The organism is Enterococcus sp. AZ179 (assembly GCF_050498885.1).
Classification (GTDB): Bacteria; Bacillota; Bacilli; order Lactobacillales; family Enterococcaceae; genus Enterococcus_D; species Enterococcus_D entomosocium.
Genome location: NZ_JBMHEO010000001.1, coordinates 670,076 through 694,390, shown reverse-complemented (window position 1 = coordinate 694,390; position 24,315 = coordinate 670,076). Strand labels below are relative to the sequence as shown.

Below are 24,315 nucleotides of genomic sequence, written 5' to 3'. Positions count from 1 at the left end.
CATGACAGATTTGTTCAAAGCGAGTAAATTTTTCTACCATTACTTAAAACAATACAAGTGGTCGTTTCTATTCATTTTTGTGACGGTGATTCTGGCAACGTATCTGCAAGTACAAGCGCCAGTCTTTATCGGAGAAGCGTTCCAGGAATTGGCGAATTATGTTGGCGGTTTGATGCAAGGGGTCGATGATAAATCGGCTTTTCTATCGATCATTTGGAAACTGTTGATTTTTTATGTCTTAGCCAGTGCAGCTAATTTTGTCTATAGTATCTTGTTCACGCAAGTGGTGGGGAAATCAACCAACAGAATGCGGATCGGTTTATTTAATAAACTGGAAAAATTGACGATCAAATTCTTTGATTCTCATCAAGACGGTGATATTTTGAGCCGTTTCACCAGTGACTTGGATAACATCCAAAACAGTCTGAACCAAGCATTGTTGCAAGTGCTGACCAATGTAGTCTTAATGGTGGGGATCTTGATCATGATGTTCCGTCAAAACGTTGAATTGGCATGGGCAACGATTGCTTCTACCCCGATTGCGGTGTTGATCGCGGTGATCGTGATCCAAAAAGCCCGCAAATATGTCGATCTGCAGCAAGATGAAGTCGGAAAATTAAACGGCTATATCGATGAAAAAATCAGTGGTCAACGAATCATCATCACCAATGGACTGCAAGAAGAAACCATCGATGGTTTTCTGGTCCACAACCAACAAGTCCGGGAAGCTACCTACAAAGGGCAAGTCTACTCTGGGCTGCTTTTCCCCTTGATGCAAGGGATGTCCTTGTTGAACACGGCAATCGTGATTTTCTTTGGTGGCTGGTTAGCATTGAACGGTGACTTAGAACGTTCCGTTGCTTTAGGATTAGTTGTGACCTTTGTCCAGTATTCGCAGCAGTATTACCAACCATTGATGCAGATCTCTTCTGGTTACAGCATGATTCAGTTGGCGATCACCGGTGCGCGCAGAATCAATGAAATGTTTGATGAACCTGATGAGGTCAAACCAAAAGACGGGATCAAAGTGAAGGGCATCAAAGAGGCGGTTGCTTTGAATCATGTGGACTTTGGGTATGACAGTCAAAAATTGGTCCTAAAAGATGTGTCGATCACGGTCAACAAAGGCGAAATGGTCGCATTGGTCGGACCGACTGGTTCAGGAAAAACGACCATCATGAACTTGTTGAATCGCTTCTATGATGTGAATGGTGGTTCTGTGACCTTTGACGGCATCGACATCCGGGAGCTAGACTTGGATCTGCTGCGTTCTCAAGTGGGAATCGTTTTGCAAGAATCCGTGCTGTTCTCAGGGACGATTCGTGAAAACATTGCTTTTGGGAAACCAGAAGCGACCGAAGCAGAAGTCATTGCAGCAGCGAAACAAGCCAATATCCATGAGTTTGTTATGACGTTGGAAAAAGGCTATGACACGGAGATCACCGAAGAGAACAATCTTTTCAGTACTGGTCAAAAACAATTGATGAGTATTGCCCGAACGATTTTGACCAATCCAGAATTGTTGATTTTGGATGAAGCCACCAGTAATGTTGATACCGTGACCGAAGCGAAAATTCAACGAGCAATGGATGAAGCAATCAAAGGACGAACCAGTTTTGTGATCGCCCATCGCTTGAAGACGATTTTGAATGCCGATCGCATCGTTGTCTTAAAGGACGGCGAAGTCATTGAAGAAGGCAATCACCATCAATTGGTGGCGGCTGACGGCTTTTATGCGGAACTGTATCACAATCAATTCGTTTTTGAATAAGCGCAAACCAACGTAAAATCATCAAGAAGACACTAGCAGGACAGCCCGCTGATTTCGTCAACCAATCGACGAGACAGCGAGCTGTTTTTTTTTAGGTTAAAGTAAGCACTTCTTATGACGACAATGTCTATGAGCAGTTAGTGGTATAAGGGGGCCGTTGTTCTTATTACCAAAAAAGACCAGCCTGAAGCATGGTCTTCTTTGGCTGTTTAGTGATACGCAGCGGTTTGAGCTAACCACTCAATAAAATGGTCAGGCTGTTGCGTATCCTGTGCCACGATATTCCACTGCTGGTTTTTGCAGCGAGTGCATTGATGCAGCAGCTGATAGCCTTTTTTGGAATGTTGGCGATAATCGATGGGTCGCATCAGGCCATGGCAAGTATTTTGACGATCACCTGGGCGAATATCCACGTGTAACGAGTAGAGACACTGGGGACAATGGTTGCGGTAAGAACCATTGGTCAAGGGTGCCACAGGCGTACTGCAGTTTTTACAAACAAAGGTCGTATTTTCACCTTTTCTCATTTTGCTTTCCTCCAAAAGAATGATTTCTTTTGAGAGAAAAGGGTTCCGTTCGTTCTTCATCAGGCTTCTTTGGCTAGGGACACATTCACCGTCCGTAACGATTACTTCTGCTTCCAGCTTCATGCGATTTCGCAATCCGTACCACGCTTAGTTTTTTCGTTTTGTGCTAAGCACTGTGTTGCGGCAGCCCACAACCCAGCAGTAAGTGTAGTCCAAAGTCACTGTCATTGGCGTCGTCCCCTAGAAAGCAATTGAGGAATGCTTTTTCATAGAGTCCCTCCTATGTGTTTATGAGGGGATTATAGCAGAAATAGAGTTGGAATTCTATGACAGAGAAAACCTGATCGTAATTTATCTCCTTTTTTATCTTTAAAAACAACAAAATGTAGATTATAATGCTATTTTATGACAAAATGTTCGTATGTAGGTTTCGCTCAATTTTATTTTGGTCACTGAAGAAGAGACACGGAATCACAAAATGGAGGAAGGATGACCTAACGAAAGGAGAACAAAAATGTTTGGTACGAACAAGAAATCTGAAAATTCGAATGGCACACAAGGCAAGAAACGAAAAAAGCGTTTGACTGTAGAAGACCTGATCAACCAGTATATTGTAGAAAAAAAGGTTCATGAATTGAGTGAGGGACTGTCTGTTCAGATCTTTAATGACTTATCTGCACACCGAATACATTTCATGGAGATCCCCAACCTTAGTTACAAAAATCTCGGAGCAGCTATCCAAATCGACCAAAACTGGATTAAAATCAAGCAACAAGATACGATCATCAAACAACAGGCACAGATCATTCAGCTTTTGAAAGAAACACGATAGAAGAAAAGTATTTTTTCTATTGAAAAACCGAAGAACGAGCTGAGCGTTTTTCCTTGAAAAGGAGGGCCGTTAGCTGGTTCTTCGGTTCTTTGTTGACGATGAAAGATTAATAATACTCCCCGTGGCGATAGTCCCATGAGTTGAAGTGATCAGAAAGGTACATTTGGATTTTTTCAACATCGAGTCCTTTACGGATCAAGACAGGTGCGGGAGTGATGGAGCGTTGGTCTCCTTGCTCTGGAATCAAGTTACCGTCTTTATCAACGAAAGAAACCATGACTCCTTGTTCGTAGCGGGTTTCCAGCGTTTTGTCTGGTTGGATCGATGCAACATAGTCGTTGCCTTCAATGATTAGATCGGCTTCTTGCGCGATTTGTTCGCCGATCCCTTCAACAAGTCCGCGGTTTCCTTTGCCTGAAGGGTTCGCTGAGCTTGCGAAAAGCAATTTCTTTTTTTGATCCCAAAGTTCTTTTGAGATCTGCTCACCAGGGACACCGAATTTGATCACGAAACAGCTGGTTCCCCGAATGTCCGTCATCAATTCTTCTGAACCATCTTTTGGGATATAGGCTTTTCCTGATTCTTTCCAAGGCAAAATCGCACCGAATAACACGTCATTGTTCCAACACGTTTCATAAACAGCGGCGGTTTCCGCATTTAACTCGGCTAATTCATGTAGCTGCTCCAATGAGCTGCAAAGAACGACACCTGGTTTGTTACGCTTGCGATTCTTTGCTGAAAACTTGCGTTCCAGCCCTTTTTTATCAGAGACGGCAATGATATAGCCGACTTTGGTTGGGCAGACGATCACTTTGCCTTCTTCATTCAAATAGTTGATCGCTCGTTGGTTTGGTTCTCCTGCCCATGGGACTTGTTTTGCTTCATTCACTCTCTTCATCCTCCCTGTCTTCCAATGAATAGCCGTTATGAAAAATATAACGGAATATTCTGAAAATTCTGATTGAATATGGTTACCCTTGATGATAAGGGAATCAATCCGCGTAGTCAAGGGGATTTACACCAGAATGTAAAAAGAGTGGAATAGAAAGATCGAATATGCATCACTAGAGAATAGAGTGAATGATTGACAGCAATACTATTTTTTTCCGCTTTGCATGAAAAAATTGACTGTTTTTTATGTTATTTATATGGGAAGATAGGCTTATAGATAGAAGAATGCAATCAAATTGATAGTTTTTTTGAAAAAAAGAAAGAGGAGTATCATGAGTGAAAAGAAAAAAATACGCAAGCTTTTGCTGGCATCGATTGTCGCTGGGAGTATTTATGGTGGCGGTGCCTTGCTTTTTGGGTTACTGGTCAGTTATAACGTCCTCTTGTTAGATGGTGTTTATACATTGATTGGTGCAGTGATGTCACTGATTGCTTTGTATGTGGCAAAATATATCCAAGCCCAAGACTTTGAACGTTTCCCATTCGGCAAAGAAGCGTTGATGCCGTTGGTTGTTTTTATTCAATATAGTATCATCTTGCTGATTTCAATTTATGGAATCATTGAATCTGCTTTTAGTTTATTACACGTCAGTGATGGCATGATTGATCCAATCGGTTTGTATTTCTCGCTGATTGGTACGATCTACTGTTTCTCTTTTTACTTGTACTTAAAAAAGAAACCACTGACTCATCCCTTTTACTGGGTAGAACTAGAACAATGGCGTTTCGGCTTTTTCTTTAGTCTGGGTGTCGTCGGTTCATTTCTTGTGTCATGGCTGATTCAAGCCAGTCCCTATGGGAATTTTGCGATGTATGTCGACCCAATCATCTCCATCGGGATCACCCTATTCTTTATCCAGCTTTCGATAAAAGAGTTGAAAGCAGCGATTTTAGAATTGACTTCTTCTACCCCAAAAGAAGAACTGCGAGAAACGATCATGACGATCGTTGAAAAAGAATTGCGCGCAGAAGAAGTGGTGGACTTTGTGTTACGTACCGCTAAAGTCGGTAATCAAGTTATTGTGGAATTAGATGTAGTGATTTTACCTGCAACTCCTCTTGATACAGTAGGGCGGCAAGATCCCTTGCGAGAACGATTGAATCAAGCAATCAGCCAACAGATTTCCGGTTATTCCCTCTGGCTAAACATAAATTTTGTCGGTGACATCAAATGGGCGTATAGTGAGGAGTAAGAATGGCTGCTAATCGGTCACTGACGGAATCAACTTGTGAAAATGACAGAGAAAAGAGGAAACAAATGACAATTCTGAAAACCTATGGAAAAATCACCGCAGCACTTTTCTTGTTAGCGGCAAGCATCAATTTATTTTTAGGCCCGCATCATGTGGCAGCTGGCGGTGTCAGCGGAATCGGTATTTTATTAGAGTCAGCACTCGGTTGGGATCGAGCGGCTGTGATCATGGTCTTGAATATTCTCATGCTTATTCTTGCCTATGCCTTTTTAGGGAAGGGGCCTTTTTTGAAAGTCCTCTATGGTAGTTTTGCTTTTCCAGTAGCAATTGCTTTAGTCCCAGAATATATGGTGGCTGAAGATCGGCTGCTTTCCGTGATATTTGGCAGTGCGATTTTTGCTTTAGGAGTAGCGATTTTGTACAAAAATCAATCTTCTAGCGGTGGTACAACGATTCCACCGCTGATTTTCAAGAAATACTTTAATTTGAATCCAGCGATTGGCTTGCTGGCGACCGATGCGATCGTGGTCTCCATGAACTTGTTCGTTTTCGGGTTTGAAGAGTTCTTGTTTGCGATATTATCGATCGTGATCACCTCTGGTGTGATGACCTACATTGAAACGGGCTTTAACCGGAAGAAATCCATCATGATCTTAAGTGAGAACCACGTGAACGAGATTCGAGAAGCAGTCTTTGATAAAACAGCTCGTGGTGCCACACTATTGGCTGCCCAAGGCGGCTACCAGCAAGCAGACAAACAAGTACTGTTGATCGTGGCCAGCGACCAAGAATTTATGCAGATCAGACAAATCATTGAGACCATTGACCCAAAAGCGTTTGTGATCGTCAATAATGTCTCAGAAGTACTGGGCCAAGGCTTTAGTTATCACCCAATCGAATGAGCGTATTCTCGCTTGTTCAGCGTATGAAACCACCCTCGTCAAGTAGGCAATCTACTCGACGAGGGTGGTTTTTAAGGTCCATGATTTTCAAATAGCTTTACTCCGTAAAGTAATCGGGAAAGGCCTTTTCCACAAAAATCAAATCGTTATCAATGACATCAATGTGTTGTCCGACCAAGGGAGCAATTTTGGCTTGGTCTTTTTCTTTTAAAGTGGCTAAGATTTCTTCGTGATCCCGCAAAATAATTTCCCAAGACAATTCCTCCACCTCTAAACGTAAGAAGCGGAAGCGATTTAAAGGCAGATTGATCGTTTGTAGCCAATTCCAGACATTTTCTTTGTCGGCAATCTTATAGATCAACTGATGGAAGGCCTCGTCGAGTTGGAAAAACTCGATTTCATCCTTCAATTGGGCATAGGTCCGCTGCAAAATAACGAGTTTTTCTAGTTCTTTCAGCTGCTCTTCTGTAATGGCTTGGCAGGCCGCTACGAATACTTCTTTTTCAAGCGTCTCTCTGACAAAACGAGCTTCTTCAATTTGTTTGATACTGATTTTAGAAATATAGGTGCCGCTTTGGGGAACGACATGGATCAGTGCTTCACGGCGCAGACGAATAATTGCTTCACGGATCGGCGTCCTGCCAATGGTTAGCCGTTGCTCCAATTCCTTTTCAGATATTTTTTGACCGGGAATCAGTTTGGCGGTTAAAATCAACTCTTTGATTGATTCATAAGCTTGTGATTGAAAATTTGTAGGGTTCAACATAAACGCTTCTTTCTGTATCAGGCATTCAATTACCTTCTAAAGAAAAACTCTGAAGGAAGGTGCCTAGGGATAGTTTTGAGTAATAAAACTAGTATATAAGTTGAATAACCTTTTGTAAAGGCTTGCAATTCAGTATAGAATGAACTAGAATACTAATATATCAGTTTTAAGAAAAAGGAGGAAGTAGGATGTTTGATTTTGCTGCCTTGAAGCAGGCAGGAGTTACGATGCCGATCGTTCCCAAAGAAGTGACGGATCAATCAGATACTCAGTTTCAATGGTTACACTTTGGTGGGGGAAATTTGTATCGGGCATTTCACGCAGAAGTAGCCCAAACGTTGATCGATCAACAAGCGCTGACAAAAGGAATCGTAGTTTGTGAAACCTTTGATGAACAGGTGATTGATCAAGTATATGCCCCTTACGAGAATGATATTTTAGAAGTGGTCATGCATGAAGGGGGACGGTTGGAGAAAAAATTGCTCCAGTCAACGGCGGCTAGTTATTATTGCCATCCTTCCCGCATTGCGAGTTATGAGCAAATACGCAAAGTATTTCAGGAGCCGTCACTACAGTTGGTTACCGTAACGATCACAGAAAAAGGCTATGGCTTAAAAGACAGTCAGGGGAAATTTTTACCTGTCGTACAAGCGGATCTCGCTGCGGGTCCCCATCAGGTCAACCATACAATGAGCATTTTGGCTAGCTTTTTATGGGATCGTTTTCAATCAGGGGCACTTCCGATCGCTATGGTTTCCACCGATAATTTTTCGCAAAATGGGCTCCGTTTCCAAACGGCGATTGTCACCATTGCAAAAGAATGGCAAAAGCTGGGGCATGTTTCAGAAGCGTTTGTCCGATACTTAGAAAACAACGCGCAGGTGACGTTTCCGTGGTCAATGATCGATCGGATCACGCCAAATCCTTCAACAGCAGTTGCAGAAGAATTAGCAGCAGCTGGGATCGAGCAGCTGCCAGTCATCCGTACCGATAAAGGAACGAATATCGCTCCGTTTGCTAACACAGAGACGACTCATTACCTGGTGATTGAAGATGATTTTCCAAATGGTCGCCCGAATTTGGATAAAGCGGGGGTGATCTTGACGAGTCGAGAGATCGTCGACAAAACCGATAGTATGAAAGTCACAACTTGTTTGAATCCACTGCATACCGCAATGAGTTTGTTCGGCTGTTTACTCGGTTATACATCTATTGCTGCGGAAATGACCGATCCAGATATTGTTGCTTTGATCAAAGGAATCGGCTATCGTGAAGGCTTGCCGGTAGTGGAAGATCCTGAGATCATTCAGCCAAAGAAATTTATCGATGAGGTGGTGGGCCTTCGTTTACCGAATCCCCTGATTCCTGACACTCCACAGCGGATCGCCGCAGATACCTCACAGAAAATCGCCATCCGTTTTGGCGAAACCATCAAAAAGTATGTGGAGAAAGAAGGCTCGGCTTCTGAGCTGACTTTCATTCCCTTAGCGATTGCAGGCTGGTTGCGTTATCTATTAGCGATCGATGATGAAGGCCATCCATTTGGCCCAAGTCCTGATCCCCTCTTAGCAGAATTACAAGAGATTTTACGTGAGTGTCAGTTAGGGACAGCCGCCGATGTTCAAGGGATCATTCGACCAATCTTAGCAAATCCGCAGATTTTTGGTTTGGATCTTTATCAAGCAGGAATCGCTGAAAAGGTGGGTCACTTGTTCGCTAAGATGCTGGCAGGAACCGGCGCAGTCCGTAAAACATTACATGAAACAGTAGAAGGGATCGAATAAAAAATGGAAATGACATTTCGTTGGTATGGAAAAGACTACGATAAAATCAAGTTAGCAGATATCCGTCAAATTCCTGGAATGAAAGGCATCGTCGGCACACTCTTTGATTTGCCTGCTGGGGCAGTTTGGCCGAAAGAACGGATCAAGGCGCTCGTGGAAGAAGTCGAAGCAGTTGGCCTTTCCCTGAAGGTGATCGAAAGCGTCAATATTCATGATGACATCAAGATTGGCTTGCCTTCGAGAGACCTGTATATCGAAAACTACAAAAAAACGATTCGTAATTTGGCAGCATATGGGGTCGAAGTGATCTGCTATAATTTTATGCCGATTTTCGATTGGATCAAAACGGATCTCGATTATCGCTTAGCCGACGGTTCTTCTACGATGGCATTTGAAAAAGCAGGGATCGACAAAGACCCAGAAGAGATCGTCAAAGAAGTTGAGGAGTCAAGCTCTGGCTATACCTTGCCAGGCTGGGAACCAGAACGTTTGGCACATGTCAAAGAATTGTTTGCTGCGTATAAGGATGTCGATGATGACAAATTAAGAGAAAACTTTGCTTATTTCCTAAAAGCCATCATTCCCACCTGTGAAGAGGTCGGCATCAAGATGGCTGTTCATCCAGATGATCCTCCCTATTCGATTTTTGGTCTGCCTCGTATCGTTAAAAACCGCGATGATTTGGATTGGGTCTGCAACGTGGTAGACAGTCCGTCAAATGGTATCACACTTTGTACTGGCAGTATCGCCGAAGACCCAGCCAATAATGTCTATGAGATTTTGGCTGAGTTTTGTCGCCGGGATCGGATTCCTTTTGCCCATGTTCGTAACATTCAATACTTGGGCAATGACAAAGACTTTTATGAAGCACCGCATCTCTCATCTGAAGGCTCATTAGACATGTATCAGATCCTAGAAGCGATGTACAAAAATGGCTTTGACGGCTACATTCGACCAGATCATGGGCGAATGATCTGGGGAGAAACGGGACGTCCAGGCTATGGCTTGTATGATCGGGCGATCGGCGCTTCCTACTTATTAGGGTTGTGGGAAGCCATCGACAAGAGCGTGGGGCGTTAAGAAAAGGAGCGAAGAAATGTTTTTAACTGACGATTTTATTTTGAAAAACAGCTTTGCCAAACAGTTGTACCATGAGTATGCAAAAAAGCAGCCGATCATTGATTACCATTGCCATTTAGAGCCGAAAGAGATTTTCGAAAACCAAAACTTCACCAATCTCACCCAAGCGTGGCTGGCGGGGGACCATTACAAATGGCGCTTGATGCGTGCCAATGGTGTTGCAGAATCTTTGATCACTGGCGATGCTGACGACTACGAAAAATTCTGTGCTTGGGCGCAGACCTTGGAGGCTTGCATTGGCAATCCATTATATGTCTGGACCAATTTGGAATTGAAGCGAATCTTTGGTATTGATGAGCGGTTGACACTAGCCAATGCAGCAAGCATTTGGGAAAAAGTCAATCAACAGCTGCAGACGAAGGAATTTTCACCACGAGAACTGATCAAAAAGATGGCCGTTGAGGTAATCTGTACGACGGATGATCCCATTGATTCGTTGACATATCATCAAAAGTTGGCAGAAGAATCCTTTGCCGTGTATCCTACCTTTCGTCCTGACAAAGCAATCAATCTGCAGAATCCAGAATTTCCAGCATACCTTAAGCAATTGGCTATAGCTGCGAGCAAAGAGATCACTAGCTATCAAACGCTAGTTGAAGCATTGACCGTACGTATTTCTTACTTCCAGCAACAGGGCTGTCGTTTAGCAGATCACAGTCTGTCACGTCTTGGAGAGGAAGCTTATGATGGCGCTGCACTTGAAGCGATTTTTCAAAAGCGTTTGACCACTGAGACATTGACTAATGAAGAAATCAGACAGTTTCAAACCGGCTTGCTGATTGACTTGATGCGCCAATACGCAAAGCAAGGCTGGACCGCGCAATTGCATCTGATGGCGACTCGCAACAACAGTCAAAAACTTTTCCAACAACTAGGACCTGATAGCGGCGGTGATGCGATGGGGGACGATCGTCTAGCGAGCGGCTTAAGTCGGACATTGGCGCAGCTTCAGGCGGAAAGTTTATTGCCGAAGACGATTTTGTATTCACTGAACCCCAAAGATTATCCAGTGTTGACTGCGCTGATGGGGGCGTTCCAAGAAGAGAGCAAAGGCAAGCTGCAATTAGGCTCTGCTTGGTGGTTCAATGATACGTATTCTGGTATGCGACATCAGTTGACGACCCTAGCAGAAGGCGGGATTCTTGGAAACTTCGTCGGCATGCTGACGGATTCTCGCAGCTTTTTGTCTTATCCACGCCACGAGTATTTCCGGCGGATTTTGTGTCAGGTGATCAGTGAATGGGTAGAAGACGGACAACTGCCAGCAGATGAAATATATTTAGGGCAGATCGTCGCAGATATCTCTTATCACAATGCGAAAACCTACTTTGATTTTCCAAACTAATGACTACTCGATTCGTTCTTGGCTTGCTAGAGAAGGAATCGAGTGTTTGGATGGCTATTGCTAAAGTTGCGTCTGTTCATTTACTATTGGCAGGGAATCCAGTACTATGATAGAAAGAATCAAAGAAGGAGCGAACAGTATGAATCCATTCTATGAAGAAGTCTATGCGCTGGCGCGGCAGATCCCTTTTGGTAAAGTCGTCTCCTATAGTCAGATTGCGTGGAAATTGGGACAAATCAACGGCGCGCGAGCAGTCGGTCGAGCGATGCGCTTGAGCCCTCAGGATGTCCCTGCCCATCGAGTCGTGCGGGCAGATGGCGTCTTAGTTGGTCCCTCCGCCAATGGGCGAAAAGCAGCACTCGTCGATGAAGGGGTGGTCTTCAAAGCCAGTGGACGTATCGATATGAAGGCTTGCAGTTGGTCCATGAGCGAGATCGCTCCCGCTCAAATGAAGGAGCCATTATGAAAAAACGTGAATTTATCGTGCAAGATCTGTTGAGTAAAATCTATCAGGAAGAATTTTCTGCTGGCAAATTACCCAACCAAAGAACCCTTGCGCAAACCTATGGCGTTTCTCGGTTTACGATCCAGCAAGCAATTAAAAACCTTGAAGAGATCGGGATCGTCAAAGTGGTACAAGGTTCAGGGATTTTTATCCATGAAAAATGGGTCAAAAACCCAATGATCTTTAATTCCTTGACCCGCACCCCTTATGACCGCATCCATTCCACAATGATTTCCTTGAATAAGGCGGCAGCAACGTTGGATGAACAGCAGATTTTCCAAATAGGCCCAGACGAGGAAGTCTGGACCTTTGAACGAGTGCGGATCGTCAATTACAAAATCGAACAGCTGGAAACGTCTAAATTGCCCGTCAGCCTATTTCCCGAATTGACACAAGAAATCGTGGAGCACTCGATCCAACGCTATGTCGAAAGCTGCGGGTACCGCATTTCCCACTACATCACAAGCTATACCCCCATCACCACATCGACCGCGCAATCGGGTATTTTATTGTGCAAGCGGGGGACGCCGGCAATGCAGATCAGCAATCGGGCGATTTTAGAAGACGGCCGCGTGTATGAGTTCAGCAATATCGTTGCCATTGATTATGCCGTGACCTACATCCGTCCCTTTGACCGTGAGATCCATCGCTCACGCATCGATTGATTTTTAGGAAAGCAAATGTGCCAGTTGCGTCGTCTTTACCCAGAGAGAACAAAGACATCCCCTGTCGATTGGACAGGGGATGTCTTTTGTTGTGTTTAAGGAGTGATCAAAGTGCCGTCTGGTGTACGGCTCTGGGTCCATTCGTGAGGACGGTAAACCACGGGAAATTCCGCAGCTGCTACTTCATCGAACGTGATCCCAATCCCACTTTTCTCGATGGGATAAAAATAGCCGTTTTCAGGTTGTGGACTACCACCAAAGACCGACTGGGTATTTGCTGGGATCGCAATCGTTTCTTGGATCGCGGCATTGTGCAGATGGATATTTAGATGGGTGTTGACGGCTAAGCCGACAGGGCTGATATCAGACGGCGTGTGCCAAGCGATCCGAATGCCCATCGCATCGCAGAAGTGAGCCAATTTCAATGCTGGCGTGATCCCACCGATTTGTGAGACATGGGCACGCATAAAGTCGATCTGTTGATTTTTGACTAGCTCTTGCCATTCCATCGGATTATTGAACAATTCGCCGGTCGCGATCGGGGTCGCCGACTGGCTGCGGAGTTGCTGCAACCACTTGTTTTGATCCGGCGGCAAAATATCTTCTAGGAAAAAGAGATTAAAAGGTTCAGCGGCTTTTGCAAATTGAATCGCTTGGTTTGGATGCAGCCGTTCATGCACGTCATGCAGCATTTGAAATTGATTGCCGTATCGTTCTTGGATCGCAGCAAACATTTTCAGTGTTGTGTCCATGTAGTCTGTTTGATCAAAATAGGAACCAGCGATGGGCTGATCGGGTGTTTGCAGTTGGCTAGGATTTCCACCATAAAAGCCTAATTGGCAACGGATATAGCGATACCCCTCAGCCAAGAAGCGATCGATTTCTTGATAAAGGTCTTCGAGATTATCTGCCACGGCATGGGTATAGGCGGGAATCGCCGTACGCGCTTTTCCACCTAACAGTTGATACAATGGCATATCGGCTAATTGTCCCTTGATGTCCCATAAAGCCATGTCGACTCCTGAGATGGCATTGTTGGTGATCGGACCATTCCGCCAGTAAGAATTGACATTCATCACTTGCCAAAGATCTTCGATTTGATTGGCATCGCGGCCAAGTAAGAGGGGGCGTAAATACTCGTCAACGACGGTTTTTACGGCTAGTGGGCGAAACTGGAAGGTTGCGCAGCCTAACCCAGATACGCCTTTGTTCGTTTCTACTTTAACGACAACAAGGTTATGGCGATCAGGTTTGATCGCAAAGGCTTTGACGTCGGTGATGATCGTTGGTGTCATTTCATTCACTCCAATTTTTGTCTCTAGTTGCTATAGCCATTGAAACATGCTTGGCAACCGCTGTCAATTTGGTCTAATAAAAACTGGATATACACCATAAAACCAGTCCAATTTTTGCCTATTTTATAATAAAACGTTGATATATAGCGTTTTTATTCTGGTTTTATCAAAAAAGGACTGGTTTTACAAGTCTGTGTGAGCATGCTACTATGTGTGTGAAAACGGAAACACCTGAAAGGGCGCCCGTCAAAAGGATCAGGACCGTTAGCAAACAACAGGGGGAAAAAAAGATGACCAAAGAAGACATCGTAAAACAGATCATTAAAGATGTTGGCGGATCAGACAATATCAACAATGCATGGCACTGTATGACTCGCTTGCGTTTTGATTTAAAGGATGAGAAAAAAGTCGACTATGCGGCGTTAGAAAAAACACCCAAAGTCGTAGGAACAAAATATCAAAGCAATCAGCTGCAAGTAGTGATAGGAACGGATGTTGCTGATTATTATGCACCTTTAGCCAAAGAATTAGGTCTTGATGAAGCGAATCAAGGGGAAACATCAGAGAAAAAAGGAGCCGTTTCCTTATTTATGGATACCGTTTCTGGCGTTTTTGGTCCGATCGTTCCAGCTATCGCTGGCGCAGGAATGATCAAAGGATTGATGGCTGGATTGGTGGCATTGAATGTCATCTCTAATCAAACAGATACCTATTTAGTGATCGACATGATCGCGAGCGGCGTATTCACATTCTTGCCATTTTTTGTTGCTGCCTCAGCCGCTCGGATTTTTAAAACCAATCAATATTTAGCGATCGCAATCGCGGCAACGCTGCAATTTCCAACGATGACCAATGCGGTAGCCGAAGGAAGTATTTCCGCCTTTCGCTTGTTCGGCATACTGCCAGTACCCGTCTTTAACTATGCAGGAACAGTGATTCCCATTATCTTTGCCGTGCTAGTGCTTAGCTATATTTACCGTTGGGTCGATAAACTCTTACCACAAGTGCTGCGTACCGTTTTTACACCGACGATTTCGTTGTTTGTCGCTGGTATCTTGACATTAACGGTCATTGGCCCAATCAGTATCCATCTAGGAAACTTACTGGCTGCTGGCGTGGCTGGGTTATTCACTATCTCGCCTGTCTTAGCAGGAATTGTGGTAGGGGCGATTCGTCCAATCGCAATCTTCACGGGACTGCATCATGCCATGACCCCGATCGCTTTGCAAAACTTCGCCAATCAAGGATATGATATGCTGATGCCAATGATGTTTATGGCAAATATGGCAATCACCGGCGCAACAGCAGCTATTTATTTCAAAGTCAAAACCAAAGAAGAAAAATCGATCATTCTATCTTCGGCGGTTTCTGGCTTATTAGGGATCACAGAACCTGCGTTATTCGGGATTTTGTCGAAGTATAAAAAAGCCTTTATCGCAGCAACAGTTGGTAGTTCTGTGGCTTCTGCTTTCATCAGTTTCTTCGGTGTTCGGATTTATGGATATATTCTTTCAAGTATCTTTAGTTTGCCAGCCTATATTGGGGAATACTTTGTCTATGCCGTTTTAGGGATCATCTTGGCAATCGGCTTATCCTTTGCAATGAGCTGGTTCTTGGTACCAAATCAAGCAGCCGAAGGCGATCGTTACACCAACGAAGTGGATCTGCATGCCGTGACCCATGGAGAATATGTCCCATTAGAAGATGTACCAGATGAAGTTTTTTCAACGAAAATGATGGGAGAAGGCTATGCCATCGAGTCACAAGATGGGCAAATCTTTGCACCGGTCAGTGGCGAAGTCACCACTGTGTTCCCTTCAAAACATGCCGTCGGGATCAAAACCCAAAACGGCGTTGAAGTTCTTGTGCATATGGGGATCGATACAGTCTCACTTGGCGGACAAGGCTTTGATGTCTTTGTCAAAGCTGGGGAGCAAGTCACTCCGCAAACCAAACTGGCACAAATGGATCTACCTTATATCAAGCAGCAAGGCAAAGAAACCATGGTGATCGTTTTGATCACCAACATGGATCGCGTGCAGCAATTTTCTGGAAGTACTGATTTAGAAGGCAGACACCAAGCCGGTGCATTGCTGGAAAAAGTCGTTTTGAATGCCTAATAAAAGAAAAAAGATGAGCTTCATTAATGAAGTTCATCTTTTTTTTATTGCAATTAACTACGCAGCCCGCGGCCTTTTTGGATCAAGTACCAGCATACGCTGTATAAGACAACAATGAACAAGACCAAAATACCGATGGATAGGAAAATTGGGACATCGATGGTGCCTAAAAAGCCGTAGCGGAAACCAGAGATCATATACACGATCGGGTTGACTTTGGAGATTGTTTGCCAAATCGGCGGCAGCATGCTGATGGAGTAAAAGACGCCTCCAAGATAGGTCAATGGTTGTAAAACAAAGGTTGGCACGATGGAAACATCGTCAAAGGATTGGGCGAAGATCCCATTTAGCAACCCTGCTAATGAAAATAAGATGGCGGTCATGACAAGGGTTAAGACAACGATGACCCAAGAATACACATGTAATGGCACGAAGAAAAGGGAAATGATGGTCACCAATGTGCCCACCAAGATACTACGGCCAAGTCCGCCAAAGACAAAGCCCCAAATAATGACGTGAGTAGGAACCGGCGCCACTAAGAGTTCCTCAATGTTTTTTTGAAACTTCTGTGAAAAGAAGGAAGAAGACACATTGGAGTAAGAGCTGGTGATCGTCGACATCATGATCAGCCCGGGAACGATAAATTCCATATAAGAAAAGCCGCCCATTTCGCCGATGCGGCTGCCGATCATTTTCCCAAAGATAATGAAGTATAAGGAAGTAGTGATGACGGGTGGGACGAGGGTCTGCACCCAAATCCTTAAATAGCGGTTGGTCTCTTTGACCGCTAAACTTTTTAAGGCTGTAAAATAAAGACTAAACATGGTTTTCCTCCGCTTCGTGTGCTTCTTCGGTGATTTTCAAAAATAGTTCTTCCAAGCGATTGGATTTGTTGCGCATGGAGAGGACATTGATCCCTTGCTGGCTGAATTGAGCAAAAAGATCGTTGACGCCTTGGTCTCGAGCGACTTCAACGGCGATTGTCTGTTCATCTTCCATTTGGATCGGATATCCAGTGATCGTTGGTGCTTGTTTGATCGGTGCGATATCAAAAAGAAAGGTTTCAAATTGCAGTTTTGCCAACAAGGATTTCATGCTGGTGTTTTCGATCAGTTCACCAGATTGAATGATCCCGATGTTGCGACAAAGCATTTCGGCCTCTTCTAAATAATGGGTCGTCAAAATGATCGTTGTGCCATTTTGGTTCAGCTCCCGCAAAAAGCTCCACATTTCCCGACGCAATTCGATATCGACACCTGCCGTCGGTTCATCCAAAATCAATAGCCGTGGTTCATGCATCAGGGCACGAGCAATCATCAAACGGCGTTTCATCCCGCCAGACAGCATCCGCGCACGAACATTGCGTTTTTCCCACAAATTCGACTGCTTCAAGTATTTTTCGCTGCGTTTGATGGCTTCGTTGCGGGGAACACCATAATACCCGGCTTGATTGACCACGATCTGCTGGACCGTTTCAAAGGGATTGAAATTGAATTCTTGGGGAACCAAACCAATCTGTTGTTTGACTTGGACCAATTCTTTGTCTAAATCGTAGCCGAAGACTTTGACGCTTCCGGAAGATTTATTGACAAGAGAGGTGATAATGCCGATGGTGGTGGACTTTCCAGCGCCGTTAGGGCCTAACAAGGCATAAAAGTCGCCTTCTTCCACCTTCAAATTTATGCCCCGCAACGCTTCAACGCCGGTGGCATAGACTTTGCGTAAATCGGTTAGTTCTAGTGCATAGGTCATGTTTGTTTGAACTCCTTCTATGTATGATGGTTTATTCTATCATTTTTTTTCAAGAAGAACCGCATGATTTGATTTTTTTCATTTGATTAGATAACAATTGTTGCTAATCGATGAAAAGTGGGAAAGAGGCAAAAGAAAAAACGACCATTTGATCGTTTTTTCGATAAAGTCGATTGTTAGCATAAATACCGTTCTGGTCGTTCTGTCTGTCCTAATAAGTAATCGACAGAAACATTATAAAGGGAAGCTGCGTGTAGCAGCGTCAATACATCGGGTAAGCAATCGCCTGCTTCGTATAAGGTGTAATCGGGGTAAGACACATCGAGATGCTGACATACTTCTTTTGGGCTCAATCCGCGTTCTTCTCTTAAAAACTTGAAGCGGCAACGCAAGGTGTCTAATAAAAAAGCTTCTTCTAATGTCACTTTGCGGTCCTCCTTAAAAAATTGCGCTTCCTTTCGCACTGTTCTCTTTTTATTGTACCAACAAAAGCAAAATATGCGAAGTAATTCACATGAAGGTCAATCGGTTTTTGTTAAAAAGTGAAACAAATGACTTGCTCTGAGACGCGTTTCATACAGTATGCTTGATTTATAAAAAGGAAGGCGGGATGGAAACATGAATACATACATGAAGAAAAATGGTGCGGAATGTTGTTATGTAACGTTGGCTTTTGATGGACAACAACTGGTATTGACGAAGCCAAAAGGGTTCTTTCAAGAACGATTAGTAGAAATTCCTGTGGATGAGATCAGTCACTTGACGTGTGATGAACACTTTGGGTCTCAGCGGATCGGATTTATTCATCACAACGATTACTATGAATTTTATACATGTGGGCTAAGTGTGATAGACTATATGAAAGAACAATTATTCGTTTAAGGAGCAGTGAGTCATGGCAAACATTCGGGATATTGCACGCTTGACCGGCTATTCGGTCTCAACGGTTTCACGAGTCATTAATAACAATCCGTATGTCAGTGAAGAAAAGCGTCGTAAGATCCTGGCTGTCATGGAAGAGGTCAACTATATTCCGAATTACACGGCGCGAGCGTTGAGTGTTGGTAAAACCAAAAATATCGGTGTGATCCTACCGTTTGTCAATCATCCCTATTTTGATCGATTATTGAGCGGCATCACAACAGCAGCGTTTGCTCGGGGCTATAAGGTTACGCTTTTAGCCACGAACTATGATCCGCAAGTAGAGGAAGCGTATTTGCAAGAATTTGCGGCGAAAAGCTTTGATGCCTTGATCATTGCCTCGCGGGCGAATCCGATCGAAACCTTATTGCCTTATCGTTCTTACGGTCGCATCGTCTTTTGTGAGAATATCTCGTATTTGACTGACGGTTGCACCTATATTGATCGAGAGGAATCGATCAAAGAAGTCTTTACGTATTTTAAGGAACAAGGTATCCAGAAAATCGGCGTGACATTGGGACGTAGCCGCAAGCTCAGCAGCAATTCAAAAATCACGGTCCGTTTGGCTCATGACTATTTTTCGACTTTTTCCGAAGACTTGATCTTTTGGGATTGTTTGACGGAAGAAGATGGCAAAGAAGCAGCTGCTTATTTTGCAGATAAAGGGGTCGAAGCGATTTTCACCAATGGGGATCATGTTGCTGCTGGGATCCAGTCGCAGGCGCCGGGAGAATGGCTCGTGATTGGACGGGACAATTTATACATCAGCGAGCTGCTACAGCTTTCAACGATCGATCATCACTTGCAAGCTTGCGGGGAGACTGCCGTCCAATTGGCGATAATGGAAAAAAGCGGCAACTATCGCATGCCCTATGAGTTCATCAAACGATAGCATAGACGAAACGATGCGCAAACAAAGCCCCTGAGCGGGCAGTGCTTGCGCATCGTTTTTTTAATGGGATTCGGTGTAATGGTCAATGATCTGTTTCAACAGCTGGGCGCTGCCGACGCCCGCTTTTTGATCGTAATAGGCGGTAAAACGCTCGTCTTGAACGTACATTTCCCCTAAAGATCGGTGATATTTTGCTGAGTAAAAGGGTGCTGCTTGTTTGAGCCATGCTTGATGTGCAGCAAAAGCCATTTGGGCTTTGTCAGAAGGGATTCGTTTCCCTTCCTTTTCAGTCAATAGCTCTTTTAACAGCTGCAATAAGCGGTTTTCGTTGTCGGTCAGTGCTTGATAATCGACTTGGGTCATCTGCTGCCACTTTTGGTTGCTTTTTTCGATGATCTCCTCACCGTAGGTTTCTCGTAACTCGGCACCGTAGTTTGCTTCGTTTTCACGAATTTTTTGTTCCTTAAAATAACTGAATTTCTCTTGATCGGTCATCGTCTTTTCTCCTTCATAATAATCAATTGTTTGCGCTAAGGTGGTCAAAAGACTGTCCAGGGCTGCTCGCTCTTGTAAAAGCTGTTGGTAATGCTGCAACAAGACCGTTTGGATCGATGCTTGCGGCTCATCCAAGATCCCGCGGATCGTTTCTAATGACAGCCCAAAAGACTTAAAATACAAAATCTGCTGTAGGCGATCGACTTCCTGTCTCCCGTAGATACGGTAACCAGCTGAGTTGGTGCGTTGCGGTTGTAACAACTTGATCTGATCATAATACCGCAGGGTACGGCTGCTGACTCCTGACAGTTTGGCTAAGGCACTGATCGTATATTCCATCGGCTTTTCCCTCCTTACACCTGTATCCTAAAGGTTGACGTAACGACAAAGTCAAGAAAATTTTTTTGCGTTTTTTAAAATGTGCTATAATTATAACAAAGAAAGGAAGATAAGATGCAAATAGTTTTTTCTGATATTGATGGGACGTTTCAAGAAATGGGGCACCCGATTCATGAGATCAATAAAGAAGCCATCCGTTGTTTGCAAGCCCAAGGGGATCACTTTGTGTTTGTCACAGGGCGAGGATTTGAGCTTGTTCAAGATATGATGGCGGAAGAAGGCCTTTCCTGCGATGTGATTTTCGGAAACGGCGCCGGTCTGATGGTAAAAGGAGAAGCGCCTGTTTTGACGCATACCTTGCCCTATAAGACCTTGGCGCAAGTGATTGGTATCTTAGAAACAGAAGCGGTTTTTTATTTCTTACATACTGACCATGGCATCATTTCCCCACAAGCGCATTTGTATGAAGCGCAATTTCAAGAAAGCCGCAAGCAGTTACTCGCGGAGTTAGGGGAGCGAGGGCAAATCATCGCTGACTACAAATACGAGTTCTTCTACAACGAATGCCTTCATAAAGACGACGTGTTGCAGTTTATGAAGGAACATCCAGAGATAAAGGTCATCAAAATCGAACTGATGGAAGCGTCAGACGAAAAAAGAGAACGGCTGCGGGCGATGATCCAGTCAGAAACGGCAGCGATTTTTCAATCCTTTGTCCAAACACTGGAAATCGTTGATCCATTGGCGACCAAAGGTGCGGCGATCCGTAGCTTTTTAGAAGCTTTTCCCGCTGCCAAAAGCTACGGGATCGGTGATGGTGAAAATGACCTTGCGATGTTTGAAGCGGTGGATGTTTCTTTGGCTGTAGCAAATGCCAGCCCAGCGATCAAAGCAGTTTGTGATCGAACCATTGAGCGCGCGGAAGACGGCGGTGTTGGCCGCTTTATTTTAACAGAATTAGTTTCGAGAGAGGATGTTGTGCATGAAGTTGATTGAAACCCCAGTAAACCAAAATCTAAATATGGAAACTTTTTACCCGAACATCTCCAAGTATCTATTCGACAAAATAGCGATCAAATACTACAAATTGTATTCGCTTGATCGGACGCAGATTCTCTATGTGGATAGTTTTGATACGATTTCTTTAGTATTGATCAACAATAAAAAGAAAATCAGTCGGGAAGAAGTCGACACAGCGATTCATCGTTTGCTGAAGGTCGATCGCAAAGACGTGACCGTCAATGTTAATATTCGTAAAGAAATGGAAGCAAGAGGCATCACCTTTTCTAAACCGAGGAAAGATGTCATTCTTGTTCAATTGCCTGTGAAAGAATAGTAGTTGAAAGAAGTTGGGACATGCACGTTGCAAGAGCAATCAAACGTTGAACAAAGGGGCGACCTTATACGCGCGCAGGAATAATGCGCAATAAGTAGGAGGCTGACCCATGCTTTTGAGCAATTTGTTCTCAGATGGATTGCCTTGTACTGGCAAAAGCCTAACTTTTTTTTGAAAAAACAAGTTTTTCTGTCTTTTGTGTTTTTTTTGCTATAATGAGAAGAAGTAAGCTAGAGGGAGTAAGAACATGCAGAAATTATTTAAAGATGACAGCTTGACGCTGCACACCGATCTCTACCAAATCAACATGATGCAAACCTATTGGGAGTTAGGCAGAGCCGATCGTAATGCGGTGTTTGAATGCTATTTCCGTGACATGCCTTTTGAAAATGGCTATGCGATCTTTGCCGGTCTGGAACGTTTGATCGATTATTTGAACGATTTATCCTTTTCAGAAACGGATATTGCCTACTTGCGAGAAATCGGCGGCTACCCAGAAGCTTTTTTAGAGTATCTAAAGGAGTTCAAGTTTGCTTGTACCGTTCGTTCAGCGTTAGAAGGCGATTTAGTCTTCAATAATGAACCGATCATTCAAGTAGAAGGGCCGTTAGCACAAGCGCAGCTGATCGAAACAGCGCTACTGAATATGGTCAATTTCCAAACCTTGATCGCCACGAAAGCTGCCCGCATCAAATCTGTGATCGGCACGGATCCCTTGTTGGAATTTGGTTCACGTCGGGCACAAGAATTGGATGCAGCCATTTGGGGGACCCGAGCGGCTTATATTGGCGGAGCGGATGCGACGAGTAATGTGCGGGCAGGGAAGATTTTTGGCATCCCAGCCAGCGGAACCCACGCCCATTCCCTCGTGCAATCCTATGGCAATGACTATGATGCATTTATGGCGTATGCCCAAACCCACAAAGATTGCGTATTCTTAGTCGATACCTATGATACCTTGCGTTTAGGTGTGCCAAATGCGATTCGTGTGGCCAAAGAGATGGGGGATAGGATCAATTTCTTGGGTGTGCGGATCGATAGCGGCGATATGGCCTATATCTCGAAAAAAGTCCGTGAACAGTTGGATGAAGCGGGATTCACGGAAGCCAAAGTCTATGCTTCCAATGATCTAGACGAAAATACGATTCTAAGCTTGAAAATGCAAAAGGCGAAAATCGATGTATGGGGTGTCGGCACCAAGCTGATCACCGCTTACGATCAACCGGCATTAGGTGCGGTTTATAAACTGGTTGCCATCGAAAATGAGCAGGGAGAAATGATCGACACCATCAAATTATCCAGCAATGCCGAAAAGGTTTCGACCCCTGGGAAAAAACAAGTCTGGCGGATCACCCGTAAATCGGACGGCAAATCAGAAGGCGATTATGTCACGCTATGGGAAGAAAATCCGCAAGCAGCAGACGAACTGTTCATGTTCCATCCTGTTCACACTTTTATCAACAAAACAGTGACGAACTTTGATGCGCGACCATTGTTGCAAGATATCTTTGTGGATGGCCAGCAAGTGTATCAAGTACCTGACTTAGAACACGTCAAAGCCTATGCGACGAATTGCTTGGATTCCCTTTGGGATGAGTACAAACGTGATTTGAATCCACAGAAATACCCAGTCGATCTCTCGCAAGAATGCTGGGATCATAAAATGCGCACGATTGAAAAAGTACGCAAACAAACCAATGGCGCGATTTTATAATCCGCAACTGCGCTGGTCCTAGGATCAGTCAGCTGCTTCAAAAAATAAGAGGAGGCGTTTCTATGACCATGCAACAAGAAATTATCAAAGAATTAGGAGTCTTACCGACCATCGACCCGAAAGAAGAAGTTCGTAAGAGTATTGATTTTTTAAAGGCGTATCTGCAAAAGAATTCGTTCTTGCATACGTTTGTCTTGGGGATCAGTGGTGGGCAAGATTCGACATTAGCTGGCCGGATCGCGCAATTGACGATGGAGGAAATGCGCAGTGAAACCGGGAATCCCAACTATCAGTTCATAGGGGTACGCTTACCTTATGGGGAACAAGCAGATGAAGAAGATGCCAAAAAAGCCATTGAATTTATCAAACCAGATATTGAGCTGCGGGTAAACATCAAAGACGCCGTCGATGCCCAAGTGCAAGCGGTGGAAGAAGCAGGCTTAGCGGTTTCTGACTTTAATAAAGGCAATATCAAAGCCCGTCAACGGATGATTACGCAATATGCCATTGCGGGTGAAAAAGCAGGAGCTGTTCTGGGTACGGATCACGCTGCTGAAAATATCACCGGCTTCTTTACGAAATACGGCGATGGCGGTGCCGATATCTTACCACTGTTTCGTTTAAACAAACGCCAAGGCCGCCAACTCTTGCAATACTTAGGCGCACCAGAAGCATTGTATACCAAAGTCCCGACTGCGGACTTGGAAGACGGCAAACCTTTAGTTGCAGATGAAGCAGCTTTAGGAGTGACCTACAACGACATCGATGACTATTTAGAAGGCAAGGAAATTGCGGCTGAAGCCCAACAAACCATTGAAAACTGGTGGAACAAAACGCAACACAAACGCCACTTGCCAGTCACGATTTTTGATGATTTTTGGAAATAAACAAAACCAGTGATTGAGTTCCATTCGGATAGAAAGAAGAGTCTAGGGGCAAGAAACCTTAGACTCTTTTTTATGAGGGTTGCTTTCTTTAAAAATAACAAAAGCTTCTTACCTCGGCTTTACTTTCTTGCCTTGAAAGCATAAAATACGAGGGTACCTAGAATGTGTAGAAAAGGAGGAATG

At 44.2% G+C, this 24,315-nt stretch carries 24 protein-coding genes; 16 read left to right on the top strand and 8 right to left on the bottom strand.

Translation table 11 applies throughout. From position 1 onward, the window contains the following. Position 1: 1 nt before the first annotated feature. The gene (locus IGI88_RS03360; protein ID WP_005234100.1) at positions 2-1,771 is read left to right on the top strand and encodes an ABC transporter ATP-binding protein; all 1,770 of its coding nucleotides are present in this window, start codon (positions 2-4) and stop codon (positions 1,769-1,771) included. Between the two features lie 209 nt (positions 1,772-1,980). Here the strand turns inward: IGI88_RS03360 and IGI88_RS03355 are convergent, their stop codons facing one another. Continuing rightward, positions 1,981-2,298: an RNHCP domain-containing protein gene (locus tag IGI88_RS03355; RefSeq protein WP_008380645.1), complete on the bottom strand. Its 318-nt coding sequence runs from the start codon at positions 2,296-2,298 to the stop codon at positions 1,981-1,983. Positions 2,299-2,812: 514 nt separating this feature from the next. Between IGI88_RS03355 and IGI88_RS03350 the strand changes: the two genes are divergently transcribed. Beyond that, a complete protein-coding gene (locus IGI88_RS03350) occupies positions 2,813-3,130 on the top strand; it encodes a hypothetical protein (RefSeq protein WP_429960203.1) in 318 nt (105 codons plus the stop codon). Positions 3,131-3,236: 106 nt separating this feature from the next. On the opposite strand, the gene IGI88_RS03345 is transcribed toward IGI88_RS03350, so the two are convergent. Continuing rightward, positions 3,237-4,028: an L-threonylcarbamoyladenylate synthase gene (locus tag IGI88_RS03345; RefSeq protein ID WP_429960202.1), complete on the bottom strand. Its 792-nt coding sequence runs from the start codon at positions 4,026-4,028 to the stop codon at positions 3,237-3,239. Between the two features lie 325 nt (positions 4,029-4,353). Here IGI88_RS03345 and IGI88_RS03340 point away from each other — a divergent pair, with 325 nt between their 5' ends. Together IGI88_RS03340 and IGI88_RS03335 are read left to right on the top strand one after the other, a co-directional pair. Next, on the top strand, positions 4,354-5,274 hold the full coding sequence (locus IGI88_RS03340) for a cation transporter (protein ID WP_086297959.1): 921 nt from the start codon (positions 4,354-4,356) through the stop codon (positions 5,272-5,274). Between the two features lie 65 nt (positions 5,275-5,339). Next, a complete protein-coding gene (locus IGI88_RS03335) occupies positions 5,340-6,176 on the top strand; it encodes a YitT family protein (protein WP_005234105.1) in 837 nt (278 codons plus the stop codon). 97 nt (positions 6,177-6,273) lie between these two features. On the opposite strand, the gene IGI88_RS03330 is transcribed toward IGI88_RS03335, so the two are convergent. Continuing rightward, the gene (locus IGI88_RS03330) at positions 6,274-6,942 is read right to left on the bottom strand and encodes a GntR family transcriptional regulator (RefSeq protein ID WP_005234106.1); all 669 of its coding nucleotides are present in this window, start codon (positions 6,940-6,942) and stop codon (positions 6,274-6,276) included. A 188-nt stretch (positions 6,943-7,130) separates the two neighbouring features. Here IGI88_RS03330 and IGI88_RS03325 point away from each other — a divergent pair, with 188 nt between their 5' ends. The 5 genes from IGI88_RS03325 to IGI88_RS03305 all read left to right on the top strand — a co-directional run bounded on the left by IGI88_RS03325 (position 7,131) and on the right by IGI88_RS03305 (position 12,381). Next, positions 7,131-8,726, top strand: a complete 1,596-nt coding sequence (locus tag IGI88_RS03325; protein WP_008380658.1) for a mannitol dehydrogenase family protein — start codon at positions 7,131-7,133, stop codon at positions 8,724-8,726. Positions 8,727-8,729: 3 nt separating this feature from the next. Further along, positions 8,730-9,806, top strand: coding sequence for a mannonate dehydratase (uxuA, locus tag IGI88_RS03320; RefSeq protein ID WP_008380661.1), 1,077 nt, complete (start codon positions 8,730-8,732; stop codon positions 9,804-9,806). A 16-nt stretch (positions 9,807-9,822) separates the two neighbouring features. Further along, positions 9,823-11,211: a glucuronate isomerase gene (uxaC, locus tag IGI88_RS03315; RefSeq protein ID WP_429960201.1), complete on the top strand. Its 1,389-nt coding sequence runs from the start codon at positions 9,823-9,825 to the stop codon at positions 11,209-11,211. Between the two features lie 139 nt (positions 11,212-11,350). Next, positions 11,351-11,677, top strand: coding sequence for an MGMT family protein (locus IGI88_RS03310; RefSeq protein ID WP_074933265.1), 327 nt, complete (start codon positions 11,351-11,353; stop codon positions 11,675-11,677). Then, positions 11,674-12,381, top strand: a complete 708-nt coding sequence (locus tag IGI88_RS03305; protein WP_422705633.1) for a GntR family transcriptional regulator — start codon at positions 11,674-11,676, stop codon at positions 12,379-12,381. The genes IGI88_RS03310 and IGI88_RS03305 overlap by 4 nt, the downstream gene beginning before the upstream one ends. Positions 12,382-12,476: 95 nt before the next feature. Here the strand turns inward: IGI88_RS03305 and IGI88_RS03300 are convergent, their stop codons facing one another. Continuing rightward, positions 12,477-13,676, bottom strand: a complete 1,200-nt coding sequence (locus IGI88_RS03300) for an enolase C-terminal domain-like protein (RefSeq protein WP_413156819.1) — start codon at positions 13,674-13,676, stop codon at positions 12,477-12,479. A gap of 290 nt (positions 13,677-13,966) precedes the next feature. Here IGI88_RS03300 and IGI88_RS03295 point away from each other — a divergent pair, with 290 nt between their 5' ends. Beyond that, on the top strand, positions 13,967-15,796 hold the full coding sequence (locus tag IGI88_RS03295; protein WP_429960200.1) for a glucose PTS transporter subunit IIA: 1,830 nt from the start codon (positions 13,967-13,969) through the stop codon (positions 15,794-15,796). A 53-nt stretch (positions 15,797-15,849) separates the two neighbouring features. On the opposite strand, the gene IGI88_RS03290 is transcribed toward IGI88_RS03295, so the two are convergent. The 3 genes from IGI88_RS03290 to IGI88_RS03280 all read right to left on the bottom strand — a co-directional run bounded on the left by IGI88_RS03290 (position 15,850) and on the right by IGI88_RS03280 (position 17,973). Then, positions 15,850-16,620 (bottom strand): ABC transporter permease, encoded by a 771-nt coding sequence (locus tag IGI88_RS03290; protein WP_005228499.1) that lies wholly within the window; start codon positions 16,618-16,620, stop codon positions 15,850-15,852. Continuing rightward, positions 16,613-17,548, bottom strand: coding sequence for an ABC transporter ATP-binding protein (locus tag IGI88_RS03285; protein ID WP_016621620.1), 936 nt, complete (start codon positions 17,546-17,548; stop codon positions 16,613-16,615). The genes IGI88_RS03290 and IGI88_RS03285 overlap by 8 nt, the downstream gene beginning before the upstream one ends. A gap of 176 nt (positions 17,549-17,724) precedes the next feature. Further along, positions 17,725-17,973 carry a helix-turn-helix domain-containing protein gene (locus IGI88_RS03280; protein ID WP_008380673.1) on the bottom strand — a complete coding sequence of 83 codons (249 nt, stop codon included), beginning with the start codon at positions 17,971-17,973 and terminating at the stop codon, positions 17,725-17,727. A gap of 193 nt (positions 17,974-18,166) precedes the next feature. Here IGI88_RS03280 and IGI88_RS03275 point away from each other — a divergent pair, with 193 nt between their 5' ends. Further along, positions 18,167-18,430: a hypothetical protein gene (locus IGI88_RS03275; RefSeq protein WP_005228502.1), complete on the top strand. Its 264-nt coding sequence runs from the start codon at positions 18,167-18,169 to the stop codon at positions 18,428-18,430. Positions 18,431-18,443: 13 nt separating this feature from the next. Next, a complete protein-coding gene (locus IGI88_RS03270) occupies positions 18,444-19,361 on the top strand; it encodes a LacI family DNA-binding transcriptional regulator (RefSeq protein WP_005234116.1) in 918 nt (305 codons plus the stop codon). Positions 19,362-19,421: 60 nt separating this feature from the next. Here the strand turns inward: IGI88_RS03270 and IGI88_RS03265 are convergent, their stop codons facing one another. Continuing rightward, complete coding sequence (locus tag IGI88_RS03265; RefSeq protein ID WP_008380678.1) at positions 19,422-20,195, bottom strand: MerR family transcriptional regulator; 774 nt, start codon at positions 20,193-20,195, stop codon at positions 19,422-19,424. 114 nt (positions 20,196-20,309) lie between these two features. Here IGI88_RS03265 and IGI88_RS03260 point away from each other — a divergent pair, with 114 nt between their 5' ends. From IGI88_RS03260 to nadE, 4 genes are all read left to right on the top strand, one after another. Then, entirely contained in the window at positions 20,310-21,191 is an 882-nt protein-coding gene (locus IGI88_RS03260; protein ID WP_196043943.1) for an HAD-IIB family hydrolase, read from the top strand. Continuing rightward, a complete protein-coding gene (locus IGI88_RS03255) occupies positions 21,178-21,531 on the top strand; it encodes a DUF1827 family protein (RefSeq protein ID WP_010749898.1) in 354 nt (117 codons plus the stop codon). Before IGI88_RS03260 ends, IGI88_RS03255 begins: the two co-directional genes overlap by 14 nt. 247 nt (positions 21,532-21,778) lie before the next feature. Further along, positions 21,779-23,245: a nicotinate phosphoribosyltransferase gene (locus tag IGI88_RS03250; protein ID WP_008380683.1), complete on the top strand. Its 1,467-nt coding sequence runs from the start codon at positions 21,779-21,781 to the stop codon at positions 23,243-23,245. 62 nt (positions 23,246-23,307) lie between these two features. Continuing rightward, complete coding sequence (gene nadE / locus IGI88_RS03245) at positions 23,308-24,132, top strand: ammonia-dependent NAD(+) synthetase (protein WP_008380685.1); 825 nt, start codon at positions 23,308-23,310, stop codon at positions 24,130-24,132. Positions 24,133-24,315 lie beyond the last annotated feature (183 nt).